Annotated in this window: 22 protein-coding genes; 19 read left to right on the forward strand and 3 right to left on the reverse strand. The window is 36.2% G+C overall.

The window, feature by feature from the left end:
• Window positions 1-71 precede the first annotated feature (71 nt).
• The 4 genes from C8P67_RS02880 (at window position 72) to argH (ending at window position 4,479) form a co-directional block, all read left to right on the forward strand.
• On the forward strand, window positions 72-1,019 hold the full coding sequence (locus tag C8P67_RS02880) for an N-acetylornithine carbamoyltransferase (protein ID WP_115810231.1): 948 nt from the start codon (window positions 72-74) through the stop codon (window positions 1,017-1,019).
• A gap of 82 nt (window positions 1,020-1,101) precedes the next feature.
• Window positions 1,102-1,878, forward strand: a complete 777-nt coding sequence (gene argB, locus C8P67_RS02885; RefSeq protein WP_115810233.1) for an acetylglutamate kinase — start codon at window positions 1,102-1,104, stop codon at window positions 1,876-1,878.
• A gap of 67 nt (window positions 1,879-1,945) precedes the next feature.
• Window positions 1,946-3,016 carry a M20 family metallo-hydrolase gene (locus tag C8P67_RS02890; protein WP_115810235.1) on the forward strand — a complete coding sequence of 357 codons (1,071 nt, stop codon included), beginning with the start codon at window positions 1,946-1,948 and terminating at the stop codon, window positions 3,014-3,016.
• Between the two features lie 182 nt (window positions 3,017-3,198).
• A complete protein-coding gene (gene argH / locus C8P67_RS02895; RefSeq protein ID WP_115810237.1) occupies window positions 3,199-4,479 on the forward strand; it encodes an argininosuccinate lyase in 1,281 nt (426 codons plus the stop codon).
• 280 nt (window positions 4,480-4,759) lie between these two features.
• Here the strand turns inward: argH and C8P67_RS02900 are convergent, their stop codons facing one another.
• Window positions 4,760-5,389 (reverse strand): hypothetical protein, encoded by a 630-nt coding sequence (locus tag C8P67_RS02900; RefSeq protein ID WP_115811020.1) that lies wholly within the window; start codon window positions 5,387-5,389, stop codon window positions 4,760-4,762.
• A 280-nt stretch (window positions 5,390-5,669) separates the two neighbouring features.
• On the opposite strand from C8P67_RS02900, the gene C8P67_RS02905 reads away from it, so the two are divergent.
• A complete protein-coding gene (locus C8P67_RS02905; RefSeq protein WP_115810239.1) occupies window positions 5,670-6,668 on the forward strand; it encodes a DUF2157 domain-containing protein in 999 nt (332 codons plus the stop codon).
• Complete coding sequence (locus C8P67_RS02910) at window positions 6,652-7,839, forward strand: hypothetical protein (RefSeq protein WP_115810241.1); 1,188 nt, start codon at window positions 6,652-6,654, stop codon at window positions 7,837-7,839. Before C8P67_RS02905 ends, C8P67_RS02910 begins: the two co-directional genes overlap by 17 nt.
• 125 nt (window positions 7,840-7,964) lie before the next feature.
• Here the strand turns inward: C8P67_RS02910 and ytxJ are convergent, their stop codons facing one another.
• On the reverse strand, window positions 7,965-8,354 hold the full coding sequence (gene ytxJ / locus C8P67_RS02915) for a bacillithiol system redox-active protein YtxJ (RefSeq protein WP_115811022.1): 390 nt from the start codon (window positions 8,352-8,354) through the stop codon (window positions 7,965-7,967).
• A 301-nt stretch (window positions 8,355-8,655) separates the two neighbouring features.
• Between ytxJ and clpB the strand changes: the two genes are divergently transcribed.
• The 5 genes from clpB to C8P67_RS02940 all read left to right on the forward strand — a co-directional run bounded on the left by clpB (window position 8,656) and on the right by C8P67_RS02940 (window position 14,737).
• Window positions 8,656-11,259 (forward strand): ATP-dependent chaperone ClpB, encoded by a 2,604-nt coding sequence (clpB, locus tag C8P67_RS02920; RefSeq protein WP_115810243.1) that lies wholly within the window; start codon window positions 8,656-8,658, stop codon window positions 11,257-11,259.
• 193 nt (window positions 11,260-11,452) lie between these two features.
• Complete coding sequence (locus C8P67_RS02925; protein WP_449403983.1) at window positions 11,453-12,097, forward strand: KilA-N domain-containing protein; 645 nt, start codon at window positions 11,453-11,455, stop codon at window positions 12,095-12,097.
• A 442-nt stretch (window positions 12,098-12,539) separates the two neighbouring features.
• Window positions 12,540-12,932 (forward strand): hypothetical protein, encoded by a 393-nt coding sequence (locus C8P67_RS02930; RefSeq protein ID WP_115810245.1) that lies wholly within the window; start codon window positions 12,540-12,542, stop codon window positions 12,930-12,932.
• A 343-nt stretch (window positions 12,933-13,275) separates the two neighbouring features.
• Window positions 13,276-14,106, forward strand: a complete 831-nt coding sequence (locus tag C8P67_RS02935; protein ID WP_115810247.1) for a toll/interleukin-1 receptor domain-containing protein — start codon at window positions 13,276-13,278, stop codon at window positions 14,104-14,106.
• 250 nt (window positions 14,107-14,356) lie between these two features.
• Complete coding sequence (locus tag C8P67_RS02940; RefSeq protein WP_170141400.1) at window positions 14,357-14,737, forward strand: ribosomal eL19 family protein; 381 nt, start codon at window positions 14,357-14,359, stop codon at window positions 14,735-14,737.
• A 28-nt stretch (window positions 14,738-14,765) separates the two neighbouring features.
• On the opposite strand, the gene C8P67_RS02945 is transcribed toward C8P67_RS02940, so the two are convergent.
• Window positions 14,766-15,251, reverse strand: coding sequence for a hypothetical protein (locus C8P67_RS02945; protein ID WP_115810251.1), 486 nt, complete (start codon window positions 15,249-15,251; stop codon window positions 14,766-14,768).
• Between the two features lie 362 nt (window positions 15,252-15,613).
• Here C8P67_RS02945 and C8P67_RS02950 point away from each other — a divergent pair, with 362 nt between their 5' ends.
• The 8 genes from C8P67_RS02950 to C8P67_RS02985 all read left to right on the forward strand — a co-directional run bounded on the left by C8P67_RS02950 (window position 15,614) and on the right by C8P67_RS02985 (window position 21,486).
• Entirely contained in the window at window positions 15,614-15,958 is a 345-nt protein-coding gene (locus tag C8P67_RS02950) for a hypothetical protein (RefSeq protein ID WP_115810253.1), read from the forward strand.
• An 86-nt stretch (window positions 15,959-16,044) separates the two neighbouring features.
• The gene (locus tag C8P67_RS02955; protein ID WP_115810255.1) at window positions 16,045-16,605 is read left to right on the forward strand and encodes a helix-turn-helix domain-containing protein; all 561 of its coding nucleotides are present in this window, start codon (window positions 16,045-16,047) and stop codon (window positions 16,603-16,605) included.
• A 77-nt stretch (window positions 16,606-16,682) separates the two neighbouring features.
• Entirely contained in the window at window positions 16,683-19,100 is a 2,418-nt protein-coding gene (locus tag C8P67_RS02960; RefSeq protein WP_115810257.1) for a heavy metal translocating P-type ATPase, read from the forward strand.
• A 39-nt stretch (window positions 19,101-19,139) separates the two neighbouring features.
• The gene (locus C8P67_RS02965; RefSeq protein ID WP_115810259.1) at window positions 19,140-19,370 is read left to right on the forward strand and encodes a heavy-metal-associated domain-containing protein; all 231 of its coding nucleotides are present in this window, start codon (window positions 19,140-19,142) and stop codon (window positions 19,368-19,370) included.
• A gap of 123 nt (window positions 19,371-19,493) precedes the next feature.
• Window positions 19,494-20,093, forward strand: a complete 600-nt coding sequence (locus tag C8P67_RS02970; protein ID WP_115810261.1) for a nitroreductase family protein — start codon at window positions 19,494-19,496, stop codon at window positions 20,091-20,093.
• A gap of 355 nt (window positions 20,094-20,448) precedes the next feature.
• The gene (locus C8P67_RS02975; RefSeq protein ID WP_115810263.1) at window positions 20,449-20,733 is read left to right on the forward strand and encodes a YtxH domain-containing protein; all 285 of its coding nucleotides are present in this window, start codon (window positions 20,449-20,451) and stop codon (window positions 20,731-20,733) included.
• A 16-nt stretch (window positions 20,734-20,749) separates the two neighbouring features.
• Window positions 20,750-21,103, forward strand: coding sequence for a hypothetical protein (locus C8P67_RS02980; protein WP_115810265.1), 354 nt, complete (start codon window positions 20,750-20,752; stop codon window positions 21,101-21,103).
• Window positions 21,100-21,486 carry a hypothetical protein gene (locus C8P67_RS02985; protein ID WP_115810267.1) on the forward strand — a complete coding sequence of 129 codons (387 nt, stop codon included), beginning with the start codon at window positions 21,100-21,102 and terminating at the stop codon, window positions 21,484-21,486. Before C8P67_RS02980 ends, C8P67_RS02985 begins: the two co-directional genes overlap by 4 nt.
• Window positions 21,487-21,691 lie beyond the last annotated feature (205 nt).

A 21,691-nucleotide genomic window follows, 5' to 3' on the forward strand; every position in this document is an offset into this window, starting at 1 on the left:
ATCATGTATTTAAACGATATTTAAAAATATCGCGCATTTAGATGATATTTTAAATTAATAAACAAAAAACTATGAACTACACCTCGATAAAAGAAATAGACTCACTCCAAAAATGGGTGAAAGAAGCGTTAAAAATCAAAAAAAATCCGCTTAAAAATAAAAAACTAGGAAAAAACAAAACCTTAGTAATGCTGTTTTTCAATTCCAGTCTGAGAACACGTTTGAGTACTCAAAAAGCAGCCATAAATTTAGGAATGAATGTGATGGTGATGAATTTCGGAAGTGAAGGCTGGACGCTTGAATTCGAAGACGGAACCGTTATGAACCAAGGTGCTTCAGAACACATCAAAGAAGCGGCAGAAGTAGTTTCACAATATGCGGATATTATTGCCATCAGAGCATTTGCTGGTTTAGCTGACAAAGAAAAAGACAATGCCGAAACAGTAATGAATGGCTTCGTAAAACATGCTACTGTGCCAATTCTAAATATGGAAAGCGCAACAGGACATCCATTGCAGTCTCTTGCCGATGCCATTACTATGGCTGAAAACAAAACCAAACACAGACCAAAAGTAGTGCTGTCATGGGCTCCGCACCCAAGAGCGTTACCGCAGGCTGTTCCTAATTCATTTGTAGAAATGATGCAGCTGCAAACCGAAATGGATTTTGTAATTACGCACCCAGAAGGCTACGAACTGAATCCTGAAATCACCAAAGATTCCAAAATCGAACACGATCAGGACAAAGCTTTTGAAAACGCTGATTTTATCTACGCCAAAAACTGGAGCAATTATAAAGAATATGGTAAAATCACCAACTCTGACCCAAATTGGACCATCACAGCCGATAAAATGAAACTGACCAACAATGCTAAATTCATGCATTGTCTACCCGTAAGACGTAATGTAATTGTTACTGATGAAGTCATCGACAGCGAAAATTCGGTTGTAATCCAGCAGGCGAATAACAGGACGTATTCAGCCCAATTGGTTTTACAGAAAATATTAAAAAGTCTCTAAGTTTCTAAGACACTAAGATACTAAGTTTTTTTTGCTTGTTATCTTAGAAACTTAGCCACTTAGTAACTCAGAAACTTAAAAAATGAACAAACTATCTATCATAAAAATTGGCGGTAACATCATCGACAATCCAACGGAATTAGCACAATTTCTAACTGATTTTTCCAAAATAGAAGGCAATAAAATACTCGTTCACGGTGGTGGAAAATCAGCTACCAAAATGGCACAGAGTATCGGATTAGTTCCGCAGATGATTGACGGACGAAGAATTACCGATGCACCAATGCTTGACGTAGTCGTGATGATTTATGCGGGTGAAATCAATAAAAATGTTGTAGCTCAACTACAGGCTCATAACACTAATGCAATTGGATTTTCAGGTGCTGATGGAAATTTGATTCAATCAACTAAAAGAAATCACCCGACAATTGATTATGGTTTTGTTGGCGATGTGCAAAAAGTAAATACTCCTTTATTGGAAACATTATTAAACAGCGGAATAACACCTGTTTTTTGCGCTATCACTCACGACGGCCAAGGACAATTATTGAACACGAATGCTGATACTATTGCAAGTGAATTGGCTATTGCAACCTCCGAAGTTTTTGACGTGACTTTAACTTATTGCTTCGAAAAAGCAGGAGTTTTAACAGATGTTGAGGATGAAAATTCAGTAATCCAACAAATAAATTCAGCTCTTTATTCAAAATTAAAAGAAGAAGGTGCCATACATTCCGGAATGATTCCTAAATTGGATAATTGTTTTAACAGCTTATCTAAAGGCGTTCAAAAAATACGGATTGGTCACCACAGAATGTTACAAAACACAAACGCAATTTGTACAACAATCGAATTGTAAAAAATTAAACGCTAATTGCACTGATTTACATGAATAATTTGTGAAATTTGCGCTGAAAATAAAATAAATGAAAAACATCGAAACCCTCATACAAGAAGCCATCGCACTTTTAAAATCGCTGATTGCAATTCCTTCCTTTTCGAGTGAAGAAGATCAGACGGCGCTTTTAATCGAAAACTGGTTTACTCAAAACAATATCCCTTTCGAGCGGGAAAACAACAATATCTGGGCGTATAATCAGCATTTTGACAAATCCAAACCTACACTTTTACTTAACTCACATCATGATACAGTAAAACCCAATCAAGGTTACACTAACGATCCGTTTGAAGCAATAGTAAAAAACGGAAAACTATACGGTTTGGGCAGCAACGATGCGGGCGGTTGTCTAGTTTCATTAATTGCCACATTCACTCATTTTTATGCCAAAGAAAACCTGCCTTACAACATTGTAATTGTAGCTTCGGCAGAGGAAGAAAGCAGCGGAAAAAATGGCTTGAACAGTGTTTTAAAACATTTGCCGGAACTAGAATGCGCTATTGTTGGCGAACCTACTTTAATGCAGCTGGCAGTAGCCGAAAAAGGTTTATTGGTTCTGGATGTTGTGGTAAAAGGAACTGCAAGTCACGCAGCTCATAACAATCCAGACAACCCAATTTACAATGCAATGCCCGTGATTGACTGGTTTAAAACCTATCAATTCGAAAAAATATCAGAGGTTTTAGGTCCCGTAAAAATGACCGTAACACAAGTAACTGCTGGAAAACAGCACAATGTCGTTCCCGCCGAATGCCATTTGGTTGTCGATATCCGCGTGACTGACCGTTACAGCAATATCGAAATTCTAGAAACGGTTAGAGCCAATGTTAATGCCGAAGTTACACCTCGCTCAATGCATTTAAACGCTTCATCCATTCCCGTTTCACACGGATTGGTGCAGGCGGGAATCGCTTTGGGAAGAACGACTTATGGCTCGCCTACCCTTTCGGATCAGTCGGTTTTAAGCTGTCAGTCATTGAAACTAGGGCCTGGAGAATCCCTGCGGTCGCACTCTGCAGACGAATTTATATACATCAACGAAATCGAAGAAGGAATCCAATTGTACATTAAAATACTTGGAGACTTCTTGAAGAATTAAAATAATTTTCAGGAGCTAATCCCGCTATCCGCTTCAATCTTGTGTGCCGAAACCCGGCCCACAAGGATTTCCGCTGCTATCGGGGCTAAGGGTTTCTGTAATCAAGAAAATTTTGAAATAATAAAACCTTTGCGAATCTCTGAGTAACCTCTGAGTATCTTTGCGAAACAAAAAATACGAATATGAAACTTTGGGAAAAAGGAATACCAACCGACAAACAAATCGAACATTTTACGGTAGGAAATGATAGGGAACTTGATTTAGTTTTAGCCAAATACGATGCTTTGGGTTCTATCGCCCATGCAAAAATGCTAGGTCAGATTGGTTTATTAACTCAAACAGAAACCGATTCATTGGTAGTCGCTTTAAACGAAATAATCGCCGATGTAGAGAAAGGAAATTTCAAAATCGAAGACAGTTTCGAAGACGTACATTCCAAAATTGAATATCTCCTGACAGTAAAACTTGGCGATGCAGGAAAAAAAATCCACACCGCCCGTTCCCGTAATGATCAGGTTTTGGTTGATGTAAATCTTTACTTGAAAGATGCTGTCAAAGAATTGAAAGAGCAGGTAAAAACGCTTTTCGATTTAATGATGGAATCAGCAGAGAAACATCAAAATGTATTACTACCGGGTTACACCCACCTTCAGATTGCAATGCCGTCTTCTTTCGGAATGTGGTTTTCTGCTTATGCCGAAACCCTGATTGACGATATAACAATGCTTAACGCAGCTTTGAAAGTTGTAGATCAAAATCCGCTGGGTTCAGCTGCTGGTTACGGAAGCTCCTTCCCTATCAACAGAACTTTCACAACCAAAGAATTAGGTTTTGAAACGTTGAAATATAATTCGGTTGCAGCGCAAATGAGCCGTGGAAAATCTGAAAAAACAGTTGCTTTTGCAATGAGCAGTGTTGCGGCAACTTTAGCGAAATTCTCAATGGATGTATGCTTGTACATGAGCCAGAACTTTGATTTTATTGGTCTGCCATCACATTTAACGACAGGTTCTAGCATTATGCCTCACAAAAAAAACCCAGATGTTTTTGAATTAATTCGTGGAAAATGTAACAAGATTCAAGCCCTGCCTTATGAAATTACTTTAATTACAAACAACTTGCCAAGCGGTTACCACAGGGATTTTCAACTATTGAAAGAAGGTTTGTTTCCTGCGATTCAAAACCTGAAAGCCTGTTTGGATATTGCTATTTTCTCTATCAAAGACATTAAGGTAAAAGATAATATTCTTGCAGATAAAAAATACGATTATCTTTTTACAGTAGATACTTTAAACGAAATGGTTGTTGCCGGAATGCCTTTCAGAGATGCGTATAAAGCCGTTGCTGAAGAATTGGAAGCAGGCAATTATCAATCTCCAAAAGAAACCAAACATACGCACGAAGGAAGTATAAACAATCTTTGTTTGCTGGAAATAAAGACTAAAATGAAGAATGCTTATTAAGTAATAGCATCATTACATAGGGTAACTAGAAGGCATTAGAATTTATTTCCTAATGCCTTTTTTATTTGGGTAATGTGGTAAAAATGGATGATAGTTTTTGATTTTATAATGATTATATTTCCATGATTACAAAAAAAGAAACATCTCTCCTCCTAGCCCTGATCGAAGTGAAAATCCTTGTTGTCTGGAGTTCGGACAACAAGATTGAAACGGAGAGCAGGAACCATCTTTCCAAAAATTCCTATTATTTCTGCTTCTAAAAATAATTAAACCTTATTTATTAATTCAAACTTGGTGCTTCAGGAATTTTGACTTTGATTTTATTTTTCTTTGTCAATAATAAATAGGTAGTAATACCGGTTAGTATAACGAGTAAGGCAATTTCGAGCTCACCTAAACTGTTGTTTCCGTTATGTATAGCAGTGGCATGGTCTAATTTAAATTTCCCTTCCTTAATTTGAAGATTGGACAATTTAGCCAATATTTCCAGAGCCTGATTACTCGAATTTGCAATTTGAATCCAGTTTTTATTTCTGTTTTGTTCTTTTATCGCTGTACAGGATGCTAAAAAAGATTTAAAAAAAGATTTCTCTCTTGGAGTTAAAACCGTCTTTAAGTACAGTATATCAATGTTTTGAATATTTCCTAAAGCTATTGCAATAGCCTCAATTTTTTGAGTATCATTTAATTGTGTTTTAATTGCATTTGCTTTTATTGAATGGAGTTCATTAGCATACTGAAAGATATAATGCTCTACAACCAAACGGTCATTAAAAATGGCATTGATATCTTCATTCGTTTTTTTTGAATTATGAAGCGTATTGAAATTATTAAACAGAATAATAACCATAACAATTAATAAAATAAAAGCTGCTTTCGTTTTATTCGAATATTTTTTTAAACCACTCATCTGTAAAGTTTTATATTTAGCAATATAGGTCATTGTTTTGGGTAAACCAATTTTATTTATTCAGTATGCTAATATCCTTAGTAATCAGTATTATTTCTTGACATTGGACGCTGTCACTGTCTATAAAAAATGAAAAACAGGTTATCTAATAATCCTATTAGATTGCATCAAATTTTGAAATTCAGAATACAAATAATATGCCAGTAAATTAAGTACACAATTACTCTATAATTAGTACTAAAAATTGTATATATTTGAGAAAACATCTTAATGGAATACTATGGCAAATTTGGAAGAACAGGCTGCGCAGACTCTTTTTGATAAAAATCTCATTAAAGAAGAACAATTTACAGCAATTAAGGCTTATCGTGCATTAAATATATTTTCGGTTCATAACGAACTAAAGTTTTTATTGTACTTATCAATGCTGCTGTTTACATCAGGCGTGGGAATATTAATTTATCAAAACATTGATACCATTGGGCATACAGTACTTCTTGGACTGCTGCTGCTAGTAACATTAACGTGTTTTTACTTTTGCTTTAAAAACCATCCCGGTTTTAAAAAAGATGAAGCTCCATTTCCCAATCCATTATATGATTACTTAGTGCTTACGGCGGTAATATTAAGCTGTTCATTTGTAGGGTATCTGCAATTTCAGTATCAGACTTTTGGAACTCATTATGGATTAGCTACTTTAATCCCGACCATTATCAGTCTTTTTTGTGCCTATTATTTTGATAACAAAAGTGTTTTATCCATCGGAATAACCGGTATGGCAGCTTATTTAGGGCTTTCTGTAGATCCAAAACATTATTTTGAAAACGAGATGTTCAACAATACGACCTTAAGCTACATTGGTCTCGCATTTGGATTGACATTGCTGCTCTGGGCCTTGTACGCCATCAAAATCAATTTAAAGAAACATTTCAATTTGGTTTACTTAACTTTTTCACTGCACTTAATTGGCATTGCCTGTATTGTGAATCTTTGTGACGATTTCTGGTTTCCTTTTGGTTTGGTATTAGGAATTGCTGCCTATTATTTTTATAATTTAAGTTTCCAAATCAGATCCATATCATTATTCATTTTCACAGTTTTATATGGATTTGTCGGGATGAATATCTTTTTTGTCCAGATGCTGACAGCCATCCATTTTGATGACTTTTTCTCAATATTCCTTTTCACAACGCCTTTTTATTTTATTGGCACCATACTTGGATTCATTAAACTGATTAAACATTTTAACAAAAAAACTTCCGATGATAGCATACGATAAGACACTTTTAGACAACGTTTATATTGACCAAGAAGCAAACCGGCTGAAAGAATCTGGATTTATCAGTAAGGAACAATACAAAGATTTAAGCCACGAATTACCAAAGCTAAAAAGCCAAAACAATCTTTTCATCCGAATTGGTTTCTTTATTTTGGGCTGTCTGCTCTATTCGTCAATCTGCGGTTTTATATCACTTTTGGGACTGGGAGCTATGGACAACGGGTACTTGTTTTTCATCTATCTTTTTGCCTTTATTGGTTTTGGTGCAAAAGAATATATGTCCCAGGAAATGAAATATTTTGGTTTTGGTTTAGACGATGCTTTTATTTTGGGAGCCATTTTAGCATTGCTGATTGCTGTTGGACTTACGTTTGAACAAAACTATGATCCCAACTATCTGGCTGTTATTATTGTTCTGGCAATTGCTTCCAGCATCGCCTATCTGCGTTATCTCAATACTTCTTTAGTCTTGCTCGCCTGTATTGGAATAACAGGAAGCGCCGCTTATCTGATTTTTGAATATCTTATAATTGGCAAAGCCATATTGCCTTTTGCTATGATGTTATTAGCTGGAACGGGATATTTATTTTCTAAAAAGAAACTACAGAATTTAGCTTTTCCTTATTATTACAACGGACTGAAACTCGCCAAAGGTTTCTGCTTAATTCTATTTTATCTTGCCGGAAACTATTATGTGGTAAGGGAACTGAATTTCAGTCTCTCGGGAGAGTTTTATTACAATGCCGTAAGTCCTGAAATCCCTTTTGCTCTGCTTTTTTGGGCTTTTACATTTATAATACCGGCAGTTTATCTCATTTTTTCTTTAAAAAGCAAAGACCGAATGATGCTTTGGATCGGCTTTTTAGCCCTTTGTTTTAGCTTTTTTACTTTCAGAATGTATCATCATGTTTTACCCCCCGAAGTTGCTTTAACCATTGGCGGTTTAGCTGTATTTGCCTTTACTTATTTTTCTATTAAAAAAACAAAATATAACGAAACTGGAATTACTTTCAAAGCCGATCGATTTACGAATCCAAATGCATTTTCGAATCTTCAGGCACTTGTTGCTGCTTCACAATTTGGCCTTAAACCTGAAGTAAAAGTAGAGGAATCACCAATGGAATTTGGCGGTGGCGGGTTTAGTGGCGGCGGTTCGAATGGTGAATTTTAAAACCTCATCAATCTGTTTCTCGCAAATACGCGAAGGCGCAAAATTTGAAATGTTTTACTTTACGCCTTTGCGTCTTTGCGAGCTAAAAAAACTTAGTTTGACGAGATACTATACTGTTAATTAAACTACAATCTCTCAGCCAATTCCTGCGCATCAATATCACTATGCGAAGCATCATAAACCGATTTTCCGTTTTTAATCAATAATAACTGCGGGGACTGATGCGTTACCAGAAAACGGCTGGCAATTTCATTAGAGATATCGCGGTATTCTAATAAATCCAGAAAATAAGCATCTACAGTATCCTGTAAAGCATATTCATTTTCAAATTGTTTCAATGCAAATCTGCTTATGCTGCAGCGGGTGCTGTGCTTAAAAATAACTGCAGGCGCTTGGTCTGATAAAGCCACAATTTCGTCTAATTGTCCTATATGCTGCAGCGGAATCCAATTGATTTTACTTTCTCTTTCTTTCTTTTCTTCTGAACTCCCGAATAGTGAATTGAATATACTCATTTTGTCGTATTTTATGTCGTTTTGTCTTTTTAAAATGATAAAAATCATCGGTAAAGCGTCAAATTGTCCGTAAATTTAGACTGGAATACCGTTTGATATTTATTCTGCAAAGTTAATGATTAGTCATTAGGCAATAGCCACTAGCCATAAGTTTTTAGCAGGAAAGAAAAATCTATACAGATTTTTTCATTCGCTTTACTTAATTAAAGCTATCATAATCTAGTTAAAACTAACAGCACTAATGCCTAATGGCTTTTGCTTAATCATTTAAAAAAAAACTAAAAATATAAAACCTTTAATCATGAACATTAATAAGTTTACCATTAAATCGCAGGAAGCCATACAGCATTCACAGCAATTGGTTCAGAGTTTGGGTCAGCAGCAAATAGAAAATGAACACATTTTCAAAGCTATTTTTGAAGTCGATGAAAATGTAGCCCCTTTTATCTTGAAAAAACTCAACGTCAATGTACCGCTGTTTCTTCAGATTTTAGATGCCACTATCCAAAGTTTTCCAAAAGTTTCAGGAGGCGAAATACAGCTTTCCAGAACAGCCAATACCGCTTTGAACGAAGCCGAAATCATTGCCAAAAAAATGAACGACGAATACGTTTCAATCGAGCATTTAATTTTGGCTATATACGATTCCAAAAGCAAAGTGTCTCAAATTCTGAAAGACCAAGGCGTTACCGGAAAAGGACTGAAAGCGGCCATAGAAGAACTGCGCAAAGGAGAAAGAGTCACTTCAGCATCAGCCGAAGAAACCTATAATTCATTGAACAAATACGCCAAAAACCTCAACGAACTGGCTAGAACCGGGAAACTAGATCCGGTAATTGGCCGTGACGAGGAAATTCGTCGCGTACTGCAGATTTTGACTCGTCGTACCAAAAACAACCCAATGCTTGTGGGAGAACCCGGAGTAGGTAAAACCGCAATTGCCGAAGGTCTCGCCCACCGAATCGTAGATGGAGACGTACCTGATAATCTAAAAGATAAAATCGTATTCTCTCTGGATATGGGAGCTTTAATTGCGGGGGCAAAATACAAAGGAGAGTTTGAGGAACGATTAAAATCGGTGGTTAAGGAAGTAACCGCTGCCGAAGGTGATATCGTGCTTTTCATAGACGAAATCCACACACTTGTTGGTGCGGGAGGCGGTGAAGGCGCAATGGATGCAGCTAATATTCTGAAACCAGCTTTGGCTCGTGGCGAATTGCGTGCCATCGGTGCCACGACTTTGGACGAATACCAGAAATATTTCGAAAAAGACAAAGCATTGGAACGCCGTTTCCAAAAAATTATGATCGAAGAGCCTGATACCGAAAGTGCGATTTCGATTCTTCGAGGCATCAAGGAAAAATATGAAACACACCATAAAGTTCAGATAAAAGACGATGCAATTATTGCGGCCGTAACCCTTTCGCAGCGCTACATTACAAGCCGTTTTCTGCCAGACAAAGCTATCGATTTAATGGACGAAGCTGCTTCGAAACTGCGTATGGAAATCAACTCAAAACCGGAGGAACTGGATGTTTTGGACCGAAAAGTAATGCAGTTAGAAATCGAAATTGAAGCTATCAAGCGCGAAAAGGACGAAAGCAAACTCAAAGTATTAGGTTTGGAACTGGCTAATCTAAAAGAAGAGCGAAATGTTATTTACACCAAATGGAAATCAGAAAAAGATGTTGTAGATAATATTCAAGCCGTTAAAACCGAAATCGAAGATTTAAAACACGAAGCCGAACGCGCCGAACGAGAAGGCGATTACGGTAAAGTCGCCGAAATCCGTTATGGAAAAATCAAAGAAGCCCAAGAGCGATTGGATACTTTTACCATACAGTTACAGGAAAATCAATCGGGAACTTCCCTGATTAAAGAAGAAGTAACCCGCGAAGATATTGCCGAAGTGGTAGCCAAATGGACCGGAATCCCTGTTATGAAAATGCTGCAGGGCGAGCGCGAAAAACTTCTGCATCTCGAAGAAGAATTACACAGACGTGTTGTGGGTCAGGAAGAAGCAATCGAAGCCGTGAGTGATGCCGTGCGCCGTAGCCGCGCAGGACTGCAGGACATGAAAAAACCAGTTGGAACTTTCCTTTTCCTTGGAACTACAGGAGTTGGTAAAACCGAATTGGCCAAAGCGCTGGCCGAATACCTGTTTGACGATGAAAACGCCATGACCCGAATCGACATGAGCGAATATCAGGAACGCCACAGCGTGAGCCGATTAGTAGGTGCACCTCCGGGCTACGTGGGTTATGACGAAGGCGGTCAATTGACCGAGGCCGTTCGCCGTAAACCGTATTCCGTAATCCTGCTTGATGAAATCGAAAAAGCCCACCCCGATACTTTCAATATATTGTTACAGGTGTTGGACGAAGGACGTTTAACAGACAATAAAGGACGTCTGGCCGATTTCAGAAATACGATCATCATAATGACTTCCAATATGGGAAGCCAGATTATACGGGAGAAATTCGAAAACCTAAAAGGCAGTGTTGAAGCAGCTACGGAATTAGCAAAAGTAGAAGTCCTTGGTTTACTAAAACAAACAGTTCGTCCGGAGTTTATAAATCGTATTGACGAAATCGTGATGTTTACTCCGTTAACCAATGCTAATATTACTCAAATCGTGGGACTACAGCTAAAAAGCATCACCAAAATGCTGGCACAGCAGGGCATCACGATGGATGCTACCCCTCAGGCTATCGAGTATTTGTCTGAGAAAGGATACGATCCGCAATTTGGTGCAAGACCGGTAAAACGAGTGATACAAAGAGACGTATTGAATAAATTGTCCAAAGAAATCCTCGCCGGAAGCATCAAAACAGACAGTATTATTCTGCTCGATTCCTTTGACGGCGAATTGGTTTTCAGGAACCAAACTGAGCTGGTACACTAATAAATAATAACAATAAATCAATAAAAACTGCAAAGTCATAAGCTTTGCAGTTTTTTGTTTTTGGGAGCAGAGGAATTAATTTATTGCTATTTTATTTTAAAGAATTTTAATACATTTACTTTTCAGTTTTTACATTTAGTAACTAATAAAAAGAAAACATTTCAGTTTTAAGTAAAAAGAAAAACAATAGTTCATGGCAAAAAACAAGACAATAGTTGTAAAAGGAAATCCAATAACTATTATTCAAAAAGAAGGAACTGAATTTATATCACTTACCGATATGCTGAAAGCAAAAGATGGTGATTTTTTTATTTCAGATTGGTTAAGAAATAGAAATACAGTTGAATTCATAGGGATTTGGGAAAGTATCAATAATCCAAATTTTAATTACGGCGAATTCGCCATAATTAAAAGTCAAGCAGGATTGAACAGTTATAAACTAAGTGTCAAAGAATGGGTTGAAAAAACCAATGCAATAGGATTGAAAGCAACAACCGGAAGATATGGAGGTACTTACGCACATCCTGATATAGCTTTTGAATTTGGGATGTGGATTAGTCCAGAATTTAAAATATACCTCATCAAGGAATTCCAGCGTTTAAAAGACGACGAGAGCGATAGACTAAAATTAGAATGGAGCTTTCAGCGTACACTCGCAAAAGTAAATTATCACATTCATACCGATGCTATAAAACAAAATCTTATTCCAGAGGCAATTGATAAAAACAAAATCAATTTTGTGTATGCCAATGAAGCCGATTTACTAAATGTGGCATTATTTGGTCAAACAGCAAAACAATGGCGAACCGAAAACCCAACAACGGAGGGGGAACATTAGAGATTCTGCCACCATCGAGCAATTGGTAGTACTATCAAATTTAGAAAGTTTAAACTCGGTTTTCATTCATCAAGGGCAATCACAATCAGAACGGTTAATTCAACTCAACACCATTGCAATTACCCAAATGAAAGCTTTGATCAACAATAAACAAATCAAAAATCTAAACCAATAAAATTGGCACACGAATAAATAATAACAATAAAATCTCCAAAAACTGCACAGTGGCAACACTCTGCAGTTTTTTTGTTTTTAGAAAAAAGTATTTCGTCCTTCATGTCTTAAGATTTTAAAGATACACCTCTTCAACAGTGCATCACTCCAAAAAACTTACGGTGCAAAGTTTCTGTACCCAAATCAATTGTGTAAACCTAATTATTAACTTAACTTAGTATTTAGTAATTGAAACCGCATACAAACGAACCCAAAACAGCCAAAAGAAATGAGCAGCGGACGCATAAAAATTGACGGAAAAACTATTAATTGGATTTGGAAGAACGAGACTATTCTTGAACTCCCAGTAGATCAGATTATAGCCGTCGGCGAACTCACTCTAAACGCTCTCGACGAGGATTACTTTGTAATACTGGTAACTTATGACGGGAAATGGCACAGAGTCTCAATGTATGCCGAAGAAATTGACCAGCTCCTCTGCCTCTTGGCCGCCAAATTTGGCGTTAAAAAATTTGAAGCCCAGCTGGCTAACAAAACAGACTTTGCCTCTGCTATTACTTATCCTTCAGCATTAAAAGGCGAATTGATAGTAGAAAAAAACACCCAAAATCAAATCGAACTTAGCGCACCAATACAAATCCTAATTCAGTCCGGCCAGTAACATAAAAATCACCTGCATAGTCCTAAGATCTTTGCAACTGCAAAGTGACGACGCTTTGCAGTCTTTTTATTTTTAGGAGCAGAGGGATTTGTGTTTTCATTAATAGTACTCCCGCTATTCGTTGCAATCTTCTTGCCCGAACCCCGGGCAACAAGGATTTTCACTGCTATCGGGGCTAGGTTAGGTATTTAGTTTTTCAGATAAATATTTTTTAGTATTACGATATTTATATATTACTCTATAATTTATTACTTAATATAAATACTATATATTTACTACAATTCTTATTATAAATTAATTGCTTACTTAAGTAATAATATATACACCATTAAATAAATAAATTATGAATATTTTTATAAGTTGGTCTGGAGAAAGTAGCAAAGAAATAGCTAGTACAATAAAAAATTGGTTACCTACAGTTCTTCAATCTACAAAGCCTTATTTTACACCTTCTGATGTCGAAAAAGGATCTAAATGGGAAAGTGAAATTACAAAAAAACTAAATGAATGCAAAGTTGGATTAATATGTTTAACAGCTGATAATACAGAAAAACCATGGATTCTATTTGAGTCAGGTGCACTATCAAATAGATTAGAAAAATCAAGAGTTTGCCCAATTTTATTCGGTTTGTCTAATTCAGATTTAAAAGGCCCATTAGCTACATTTCAAACTACTGAGTTTCGTAAAGATGATTTTAAAAAGTTAATAAAATCAATAAATAAGCTTTTGGAAGAAAATGAAATCCCTGATTTTGTTTTAGACGAGGCTTTTGAAGCTTTTTATCCAAAACTTGAACAAAAAATAAATTCAATTTTAGAAGATTCAAATTCAGACAATCAAATAAATAAAATAACTAAACGATCGGATAGAGACATACTAGAAGAAATTTTAGAATTAAATAGAAAACAATATATCACTCCAAAAACTATTATTGAAGATAATGATGATGTATACAACTTAATAAATAGTAGCAACTATAAAGTATTAACATTTGGGGAAGCACAAAAATTACAAGCTGGAGATAGAGTATTACATTCTAAATTTGGTAGAGGAACTGTTTATAGTCTGAATATGTATCCTGAAAAACCACTAGATTGCAAAATAGATATTAAATTTGATCATTCAGGTATAAAAAAATTACTGTTACGATTTGCTCAATTAGCGAAACTATAGATTCCTCCCGCTTTGCAAAATATCCTGACTTCCCCCGCGAGCGCGAGCGTCCCGCTCGTAAACACTAACATAAGCAAACAATTATAAATCGGCACGAGCGGGACGCTCGCGCTAGCAGAGCTTTAGATAAAAAGCAATATTAAAAAAAAATATTTGAAGAATTGAAGCGGTTAACAGCTCTACGAAATTCCCCGATTTCGCAGCACACGTTGAGCACTACACAATATAAAAGTCGCAAGAAAATATTTTTGTGGCTTTATACTTTTATAAGACACGAGCACTTATCAAAAACACAGGAGCTCCTACCAAAATCATAGGAGCTCCTATCAAAAACGTAAGTTCTCCTACCAAAACCATAGGAGCTCCTATCAAAAACATAGGAACTCCTACCAAAATCATAGGAGCTCCTATCAAAAACGTAGGAGCTCCTATCAAAAACATAGGAGCTCCTACCAAAAACGTAGGAGCTCCTACCAAAACTATAAGAGCTCCTATCAAAACCATAGGTTCTCCTACCAAAACTATAGGAGCTCCTATCAAAAACGTAGGTTCTCCTACCACAACTATAGGTTCTCCTATCAAAATCATAGGAGAACAAGTCATAAAAAAAGCCAGCCTAAAAATAGACTGACTTATAAACATGTAATCAAATCGTCTGATTATAAATCAGCTGGAACTTTAGCAGGAGCTTCTGTTTTGTGGGCAAAACGCTTGTTCCATTCATCGACTTCTGCCATTGCCAAGTCAAGAGATCCCTCATTTCCTCTGGAAACCTGCAGGTTGGCTGTATATCTATCCACCAAGGTCATTACATCGGTGGCGGTTGCCAGCTGAATTTCATCGATGGTCTCCAATGCCTGCAATAGGGCCATTTTGTTTGCTTCCAAATTGTTGTAATAATCCAACAGATTGGAAAGCTCTGTAGGAACATCGGCACGGCTCAATGAATTTGGAAACTGATTAGCGATTCTGGAGATTAACCGAGCATAGCCCTCCCTGCCCTCGGCCATGGAACGTGTGCCTTTTTTTTGTTCGTCGGTCAAATTAATTTTGAAAGGATTCAATGGTATCAATGCCGTATTAATGGCAGTTTTAAAAGCTGTTAACACTGCTGGTGTAGCAATGGAAGTAATCATTTTTGACATAAAAAATAGTTTAAATTGGTTAATAAAAGTTAATTTAAGCGAATATTTCTTACGTAATTTTTTTTCATTTATAAAATAACAAAAAATTAATATCTTACTATTCTTACTATAAATAAATTAGCATGTACGAAGTGTCTCAAATAAATACTAATTTATACTGCTTAAGCGAAAACCAAAGATTCCGCTCTGCGAAATCTCTCCGCTTTCGGCACACACGCTGAGAACTACACAAATAAAAATAAAAAAGAAAATATTTTTGTAGCAACGTTTCGTTTATATCAGCAGAAAAATCAATCTTTGTAAATAACAAACAAATCCTTACTATCAGGAGCAGACAGCTCCATAACCTAAAACAAACCAAAATGAGTAACTTCAATTTCGACAATAAAAAATTCGCCTTAATTAATAATTCCGAAACGGGACAAGTAAACCCAGATACCATTTTTGAATACAAACAAAAAGACAACCTTGTAACAGCTGACTATTACGGAGGAACTATTCTATACGGAAAAATCATAGCCGACCTTAAAGACAATGAATTACACATGCTCTACCAATGCATCACTACCGACAGCCAGCTCAAAGCCGGAAAAGCAATAGCCAAAATAACATTGACAGATAACGGAAAAATAAAATTAAATTTGGATTGGGAATGGTTAACCAGCGTAAATGAAAAAGGCAAGTCTGAATACATTGAAATTGAATAACCGCATCATTACATTTGAAAAAAACATACAGCCTCTTTTTATCTCATTAATAGATCGAAGCATTGCTCTAGAATTTTAAATTACTTATGAAACTTTACATAAAAAATATGGTCTGCAATCGCTGTATCATGGCGGTAGAAAACGAGTTGGAAAAACTTGGACATCAGCCGTTAAATATTACTTTAGGTGAAGTACTCTTAAACAAAGAACTTACCGACAGCGAGAAAGAAATACTCAGCCTGCATTTGCAAAATCTAGGCTTTGAAATGATAGACGACAAAAAAAGCCGCCTTATCGGACAAATAAAATCATCTATTATTGAAATCGTCCATCATCAGAACAGTGATTTAAAATCGAATCTCTCCGACTATTTAAGCAGCAGACTTCATCACGATTACACCTATCTTTCCAATCTTTTTTCAGAGACCGAAGGCACAACTATTGAAAAGTATTTTATTGCCCAAAAAATCGAAAAGGTAAAAGAACTGCTAGTCTATGATGAGTTATCGTTAAGCGAAATCGCAGCAAAAATGAATTACTCCAGCGTTGCTTATTTAAGTAATCAGTTTAAAAAAGTCACTGGCCTCACTCCTACTTATTTTAAGAATATCAAGGAAAACAAACGCAGACCATTAGACGAACTGTAAATGTTACAAATACTATCCAAAATCAGGTAACATGAAATACAGCTAGTCCTGCGACCTTTGTTATGTAATTAAAAAACATGACAGCAAAAGCAAATACTACAGAAATATTTCTGCCTCTCGAAGGGGTTGAAAGCGAACACTGCGCCTTAATTATAGACAAGGCACTCAGCAGACAGCAGGGAATTAACACCCACAAGGTTGAATTAAACAACAAACGAGCCGTCATTCAGGCAGATAATCCCGAAGCAGTTTCGGAAGCAGTTCATCTTATCAAGGATTTAGGCTACACCGTAACAACCATCAAAAAAACATTTCCAGTATTAGAATTGAGCTGTGCTTCTTGCGCAGTAAATGCTGAAAACATTTTAAAATCACAGCAGGGTGTTATAAATGCAGCAATAAATTTTGCCACAGCAACCGCCGCTGTCGAATATATCCCGGGAGTAATAAACCCTATTGACCTCAAGAAAGCTGTACAGTCTGGCGGTTATGATTTATTGGTCGAAGAAAATAAAGAGGAAACCAATACAATAGAAAATCTGCAGCATGCAAAATTTGCTTCACTAAAAAAGAAGACCTATTGGGCGCTGGCATTTTCTGTTCCATTAGTAATTATTAGTATGTTTTTTATGAACATACCTTACGCTAATGAAATTATGTGGCTGTTGAGTACGCCCGTAATCGCATGGATTGGAAGGGATTTTTTTATAAATGCTTGGAAACAAACCAAACACCGAACTGCCAATATGGATACTTTGGTGGCTTTGAGTACAGGAGTTGCGTATATTTTTAGTGTTTTCAATACGCTGTTTCCTGATTTTTGGCATCAAAGAGGATTACATGCTCATGTATATTTTGAAGCTGCTGCAGTTGTAATTACTTTTATATTGTTAGGAAAACTGCTGGAAGAAAAAGCCAAAGGAAACACTTCGTCTGCGATTAAGAAATTGATGGGGCTACAGCCAAAATCAGTTATCATTATTAACGAAAGCGGGCATGAAACGGAAATCCCTATTGAGCAGGTACAGATTGGCGACATCATTTTGGTAAAGCCAGGAGAGAAAATCGCAGTTGACGGAACACTCATCAGCGGTAATTCGTATGTAGACGAAAGTATGCTGAGCGGCGAACCGATTCCTGTGTTGAAAAACGAAAACGAAAAGGTTTTTTCGGGGACTATCAACCAAAAAGGAAGTTTTCAATTTAGAGCCGAAAAAATTGGAAGCGACACTATGCTTGCCCAAATCATCAAAATGGTACAGGATGCACAGGGAAGCAAAGCTCCTGTCCAAAAATTGGCCGATAAAATTGCAGGCGTATTTGTGCCGATAGTTATGGTCATTGCCATTGCATCATTTATCGTTTGGACAATTTTTGGCGGTGAAAATGGTTTCACGCAAGGCTTAATCGCTTTGGTAACAGTACTCGTAATTGCCTGCCCTTGCGCCTTAGGATTGGCTACGCCCACAGCAATTATGGTTGGAGTCGGCAAGGGAGCCGAAATGGGGATCTTGATAAAAGATGCTGAAAGTCTGGAGCAGGCAAAAAAAATCAATGCAATAGTACTCGATAAAACAGGAACGATCACCGAAGGAAAACCAGTTGTAACTGATGAATTTTGGATAACCGAAAATAATCTGCCTTTGCAAATTTTATTCAGTATAGAAAAACAATCAGAACATCCATTGGCAGAAGCAATAGTGAAACATTTAAATTCACAAACAAAAACAGCAGTTTCAAATTTTGAAAGCATTACTGGCAAAGGAGCAAAAGCTGTCTTTGAGGGCGAAACCTATTTTGTCGGCAATAAAACTTTAATAAAAGAAAATGAAATCACTATTGAAAACACACTATTAAAAACAGCCGAACAATGGAGCAATGAAGCTAAAACCGTCATTTGGTTTTCTAACAGTCAAAAAGCGTTAGCCATCTACGCCATTGCCGACCAAATAAAACCCAATTCAAAAACCGCAATTGCCGAACTGCAAAAAAACGGTATTGAAGTATATATGCTGACAGGCGACAATGAAGCCACCGCAAAAGCAATAGCAGAAACTGCTGGGATCAATCATTACAAAGCAGGGGTATTGCCGGAACAAAAAGCGATATTTATTAAAGAGCTCCAATCTAATGGAAAAGTAGTTGCGATGGCTGGTGATGGTATTAACGACAGCACGGCATTGGCACAGGCAGATGTAAGTATTGCAATGGGAAAAGGCAGTGATATTGCAATAGATGTTGCAAAAATGACCATCATTTCATCTGATCTAAAAAAAATACCTGAGGCTATCAGCTTATCAAAAGCAACTGTGGCTACCATAAAGCAGAATCTTTTTTGGGCATTTATCTACAACCTAATCGGAATTCCTATTGCAGCGGGAATACTCTATCCTATTAACGGTTTTTTATTGAACCCGATGCTTGCGGGTGCAGCGATGGCATTAAGCAGCGTGAGCGTAGTTAGTAACAGCCTCCGTTTGAAATGGAAAAAATAATCAAAATCCAATTAATCATTAACATTTAAAATAAAAAACATGAAAGCCGAAAATAATAATTTACAGTTCAAAACTAATATCAACTGCAGCGGATGTGTTGCCAAAGTAACACCTTTTCTTAATGATACTAGAGGCATTAACCAATGGGAAGTGAACACAGAAAACAAAGACAAAATACTTACTGTACAGACCGATGATGGAATTTCGGCTGAAAAAGTTATTCAGAAAGTACAGGAAGCCGGATTTAAAATTGAATTAGTAAGTCTCTGAAATCGATCGGGTCTGCTCTCACAAATTTTAAATAATAGTCATCATAAAATTTAGACACTAACCTAATCCGAAATAAAAAAGCATTATTGCTTAACTTTGTTTTTTTAATATAAAAACAGCATTATGGATATTCTCGAATTAATACAAAAAAGATACAGCACCAAGAAATACAACGCAGATAAAGCTATTCCGCAAGAAAAAGTTGAAGCTTTGAAAGAGATTTTGCGCCTCTCGCCTTCCTCCATAAATATTCAGCCTTGGAAATTTACATTTGTACAAAATCCGGAGGTTAAGGCCAAACTGGCTTCTGTCTCTATGCACAATGAAGAAAAAGTAAATCAGGCTAGACTTTTAGTAGTTTTTAGTGTGGCCGACAATTTGGATGCTTTTCAAAAAGTCGTAGATAATGAATTACCGCCAGCCAGAAGAGATTGGTACAATCAGATTAAAGCCAGTAAGCCCGAAGCTGATCTAAAAATATGGCTGGCAAAACAGCTTTATATTGCTTTGGGAGTTGGTTTGACAGCCAGCATCGCCCTAGGCTTGGATTCAACACCTATGGAAGGTATAGAAACGGACAAATATATGGACATACTTAATATGGAAGATTACCGGCCATTGTTTGCAATGGCTGTTGGCTACGCCTCCGAAGATGATTTCAACCGAATTGAAGCTGCGCCAAAATCAAGAAGATTACCAGAGAATGTAATTGAAACTATTTGACCATTATAATCTCCGCTAAAACCCAACAAAAACACTAGTCGAAAGGCTGGTGTTTTTTTGTATATAGAAATTTTGTAACTTTTTTAAAAAGTAATGTAAAACATTTTTTGAGCAAAGTATGGAACTTTACAGTGTTGCAATAGAGCAATAAATTGACTGGAAAACAACCTTATAAAACATAAAAATATGAACAATTTATTCAGAGGACTGCTAGCAGGCTATGGAGCAAAAAAACTAGGCGGTGGCTGCTTTGGCACAATATTAGTTTTTATTATTATTTGGGTACTTCTGGGGCAATGTCATTAAAAATTTTAAATTCATATAATTCATTCATTAACATTCAAAATTAAATATCATGAGTACAGGTAAAGCAGTATTAGGAACAGTGGCAGGACTTGCCATAGGCGGAATATTAGGAATTTTATTTGCACCTGAAAAAGGTTCAGTAACACGCAGACAAATAGCTGATAAAGGCAATGACTGTGTGAATGATTTAAAATCAAAATACGAAGGTTTTGCCAATACTTTGAAAGAAAAAATTCAGGCTACAAAACAAGAAGCGAAAGACATTGCTGAAATCGGATTGGATAAGTTTGACAAAGTTCAAGGTGAATTCAATGATGAAGCAAAAAACTTTTAACTATAAATAATACATTATGATTGACGATACAACGCCTATAGCCACGCTTTTTGAAAAAGCAGAAAACTATTCTAAAACAACCTTGAAATTGTTAAAACTTAACGCTGTAGATAAATCAGCCGAAATAGTTTCTTCACTCTTTTCATTGCTTGTTGTTAGTATGACGGTTGTATTGTCAATCATAATTTTTAGCGTTGGTGTAGCATTGTGGCTAGGAAAACTATTGGGTGATACATTTTACGGCTTCTTTATAATTGGCGGTTTTTATCTGCTTGTAGCAGTTTTACTGCGCATATTTAGAGAACAATGGCTCAAATATCCAGTTAGTAATTCTATTATTAAACAAATGATGAAACAAAAAGCGTTATGAAAAAGACAAATGAAACCGATGCATTAAATGAATCGATAGTTCTTCTGCAGCAGCAATATAATACTGACCTGTTTTTATTAAAAGAACAATTTCACATTGCTTATGAAAGTGTAAAACCTATCAATCTAATACAAAATCTCGTTCACGAAGTTACTTCTTCACCCAAAATAAAAGAAGATGTACTTGGTAATGTCATGGGTTTAATAACTGGATTTATTTCTAAAAAACTTATGGTAAATCATAAAAGCAGCTCTATTAAAAAACTGTTTGGGACAATTCTTCAATTTGGAATAGCAAATATTGTTTCAAAACATTCTAACGATATTACAGCAACTGGAAGTGCCATTTTCAATAATTTTATAAAAAAAACAAGCGCTAATTAACTAATTCAAAACTGTGATGAAACACCAGTCTATTTCGGCTGGTGTTTTTTTTGCATAATTGACTATTATTTATAAAGCGATAGTAATCATTTCAATTATATAAGAAAAATTATCAAAATTTCATAGTTCTTTGATATATTTGCAGGAATAAGCTCCTTATTTCAAATTATAAAACACAAATCGATGATTTATATTCAAGTTTTTT

Origin of the sequence: Flavobacterium aquicola, assembly GCF_003385115.1 — a bacterium.
Lineage (GTDB): Bacteria > Bacteroidota > Bacteroidia > Flavobacteriales > Flavobacteriaceae > Flavobacterium > Flavobacterium aquicola.

Excerpts from the sequence above, each read along its gene's own strand:
- C8P67_RS02880 (WP_115810231.1), top strand. The coding sequence starts at position 72 with ATGAACTACACCTCGATAAAAGAAATAGACTCACTCCAAAAATGGGTG.
- argB (WP_115810233.1), top strand. The coding sequence starts at position 1,102 with ATGAACAAACTATCTATCATAAAAATTGGCGGTAACATCATCGACAAT.
- C8P67_RS02890 (WP_115810235.1), top strand. The coding sequence starts at position 1,946 with ATGAAAAACATCGAAACCCTCATACAAGAAGCCATCGCACTTTTAAAA.
- argH (WP_115810237.1), top strand. The coding sequence starts at position 3,199 with ATGAAACTTTGGGAAAAAGGAATACCAACCGACAAACAAATCGAACAT.
- C8P67_RS02900 (WP_115811020.1), bottom strand. The coding sequence starts at position 5,389 with ATGAGTGGTTTAAAAAAATATTCGAATAAAACGAAAGCAGCTTTTATT.
- C8P67_RS02905 (WP_115810239.1), top strand. The coding sequence starts at position 5,670 with ATGGCAAATTTGGAAGAACAGGCTGCGCAGACTCTTTTTGATAAAAAT.
- C8P67_RS02910 (WP_115810241.1), top strand. The coding sequence starts at position 6,652 with ATGATAGCATACGATAAGACACTTTTAGACAACGTTTATATTGACCAA.
- ytxJ (WP_115811022.1), bottom strand. The coding sequence starts at position 8,354 with ATGAGTATATTCAATTCACTATTCGGGAGTTCAGAAGAAAAGAAAGAA.
- clpB (WP_115810243.1), top strand. The coding sequence starts at position 8,656 with ATGAACATTAATAAGTTTACCATTAAATCGCAGGAAGCCATACAGCAT.
- C8P67_RS02925 (WP_449403983.1), top strand. The coding sequence starts at position 11,453 with ATGGCAAAAAACAAGACAATAGTTGTAAAAGGAAATCCAATAACTATT.
- C8P67_RS02930 (WP_115810245.1), top strand. The coding sequence starts at position 12,540 with ATGAGCAGCGGACGCATAAAAATTGACGGAAAAACTATTAATTGGATT.
- C8P67_RS02935 (WP_115810247.1), top strand. The coding sequence starts at position 13,276 with ATGAATATTTTTATAAGTTGGTCTGGAGAAAGTAGCAAAGAAATAGCT.
- C8P67_RS02945 (WP_115810251.1), bottom strand. The coding sequence starts at position 15,251 with ATGTCAAAAATGATTACTTCCATTGCTACACCAGCAGTGTTAACAGCT.
- C8P67_RS02950 (WP_115810253.1), top strand. The coding sequence starts at position 15,614 with ATGAGTAACTTCAATTTCGACAATAAAAAATTCGCCTTAATTAATAAT.
- C8P67_RS02955 (WP_115810255.1), top strand. The coding sequence starts at position 16,045 with ATGAAACTTTACATAAAAAATATGGTCTGCAATCGCTGTATCATGGCG.
- C8P67_RS02960 (WP_115810257.1), top strand. The coding sequence starts at position 16,683 with ATGACAGCAAAAGCAAATACTACAGAAATATTTCTGCCTCTCGAAGGG.
- C8P67_RS02965 (WP_115810259.1), top strand. The coding sequence starts at position 19,140 with ATGAAAGCCGAAAATAATAATTTACAGTTCAAAACTAATATCAACTGC.
- C8P67_RS02970 (WP_115810261.1), top strand. The coding sequence starts at position 19,494 with ATGGATATTCTCGAATTAATACAAAAAAGATACAGCACCAAGAAATAC.
- C8P67_RS02975 (WP_115810263.1), top strand. The coding sequence starts at position 20,449 with ATGAGTACAGGTAAAGCAGTATTAGGAACAGTGGCAGGACTTGCCATA.
- C8P67_RS02980 (WP_115810265.1), top strand. The coding sequence starts at position 20,750 with ATGATTGACGATACAACGCCTATAGCCACGCTTTTTGAAAAAGCAGAA.
- C8P67_RS02985 (WP_115810267.1), top strand. The coding sequence starts at position 21,100 with ATGAAAAAGACAAATGAAACCGATGCATTAAATGAATCGATAGTTCTT.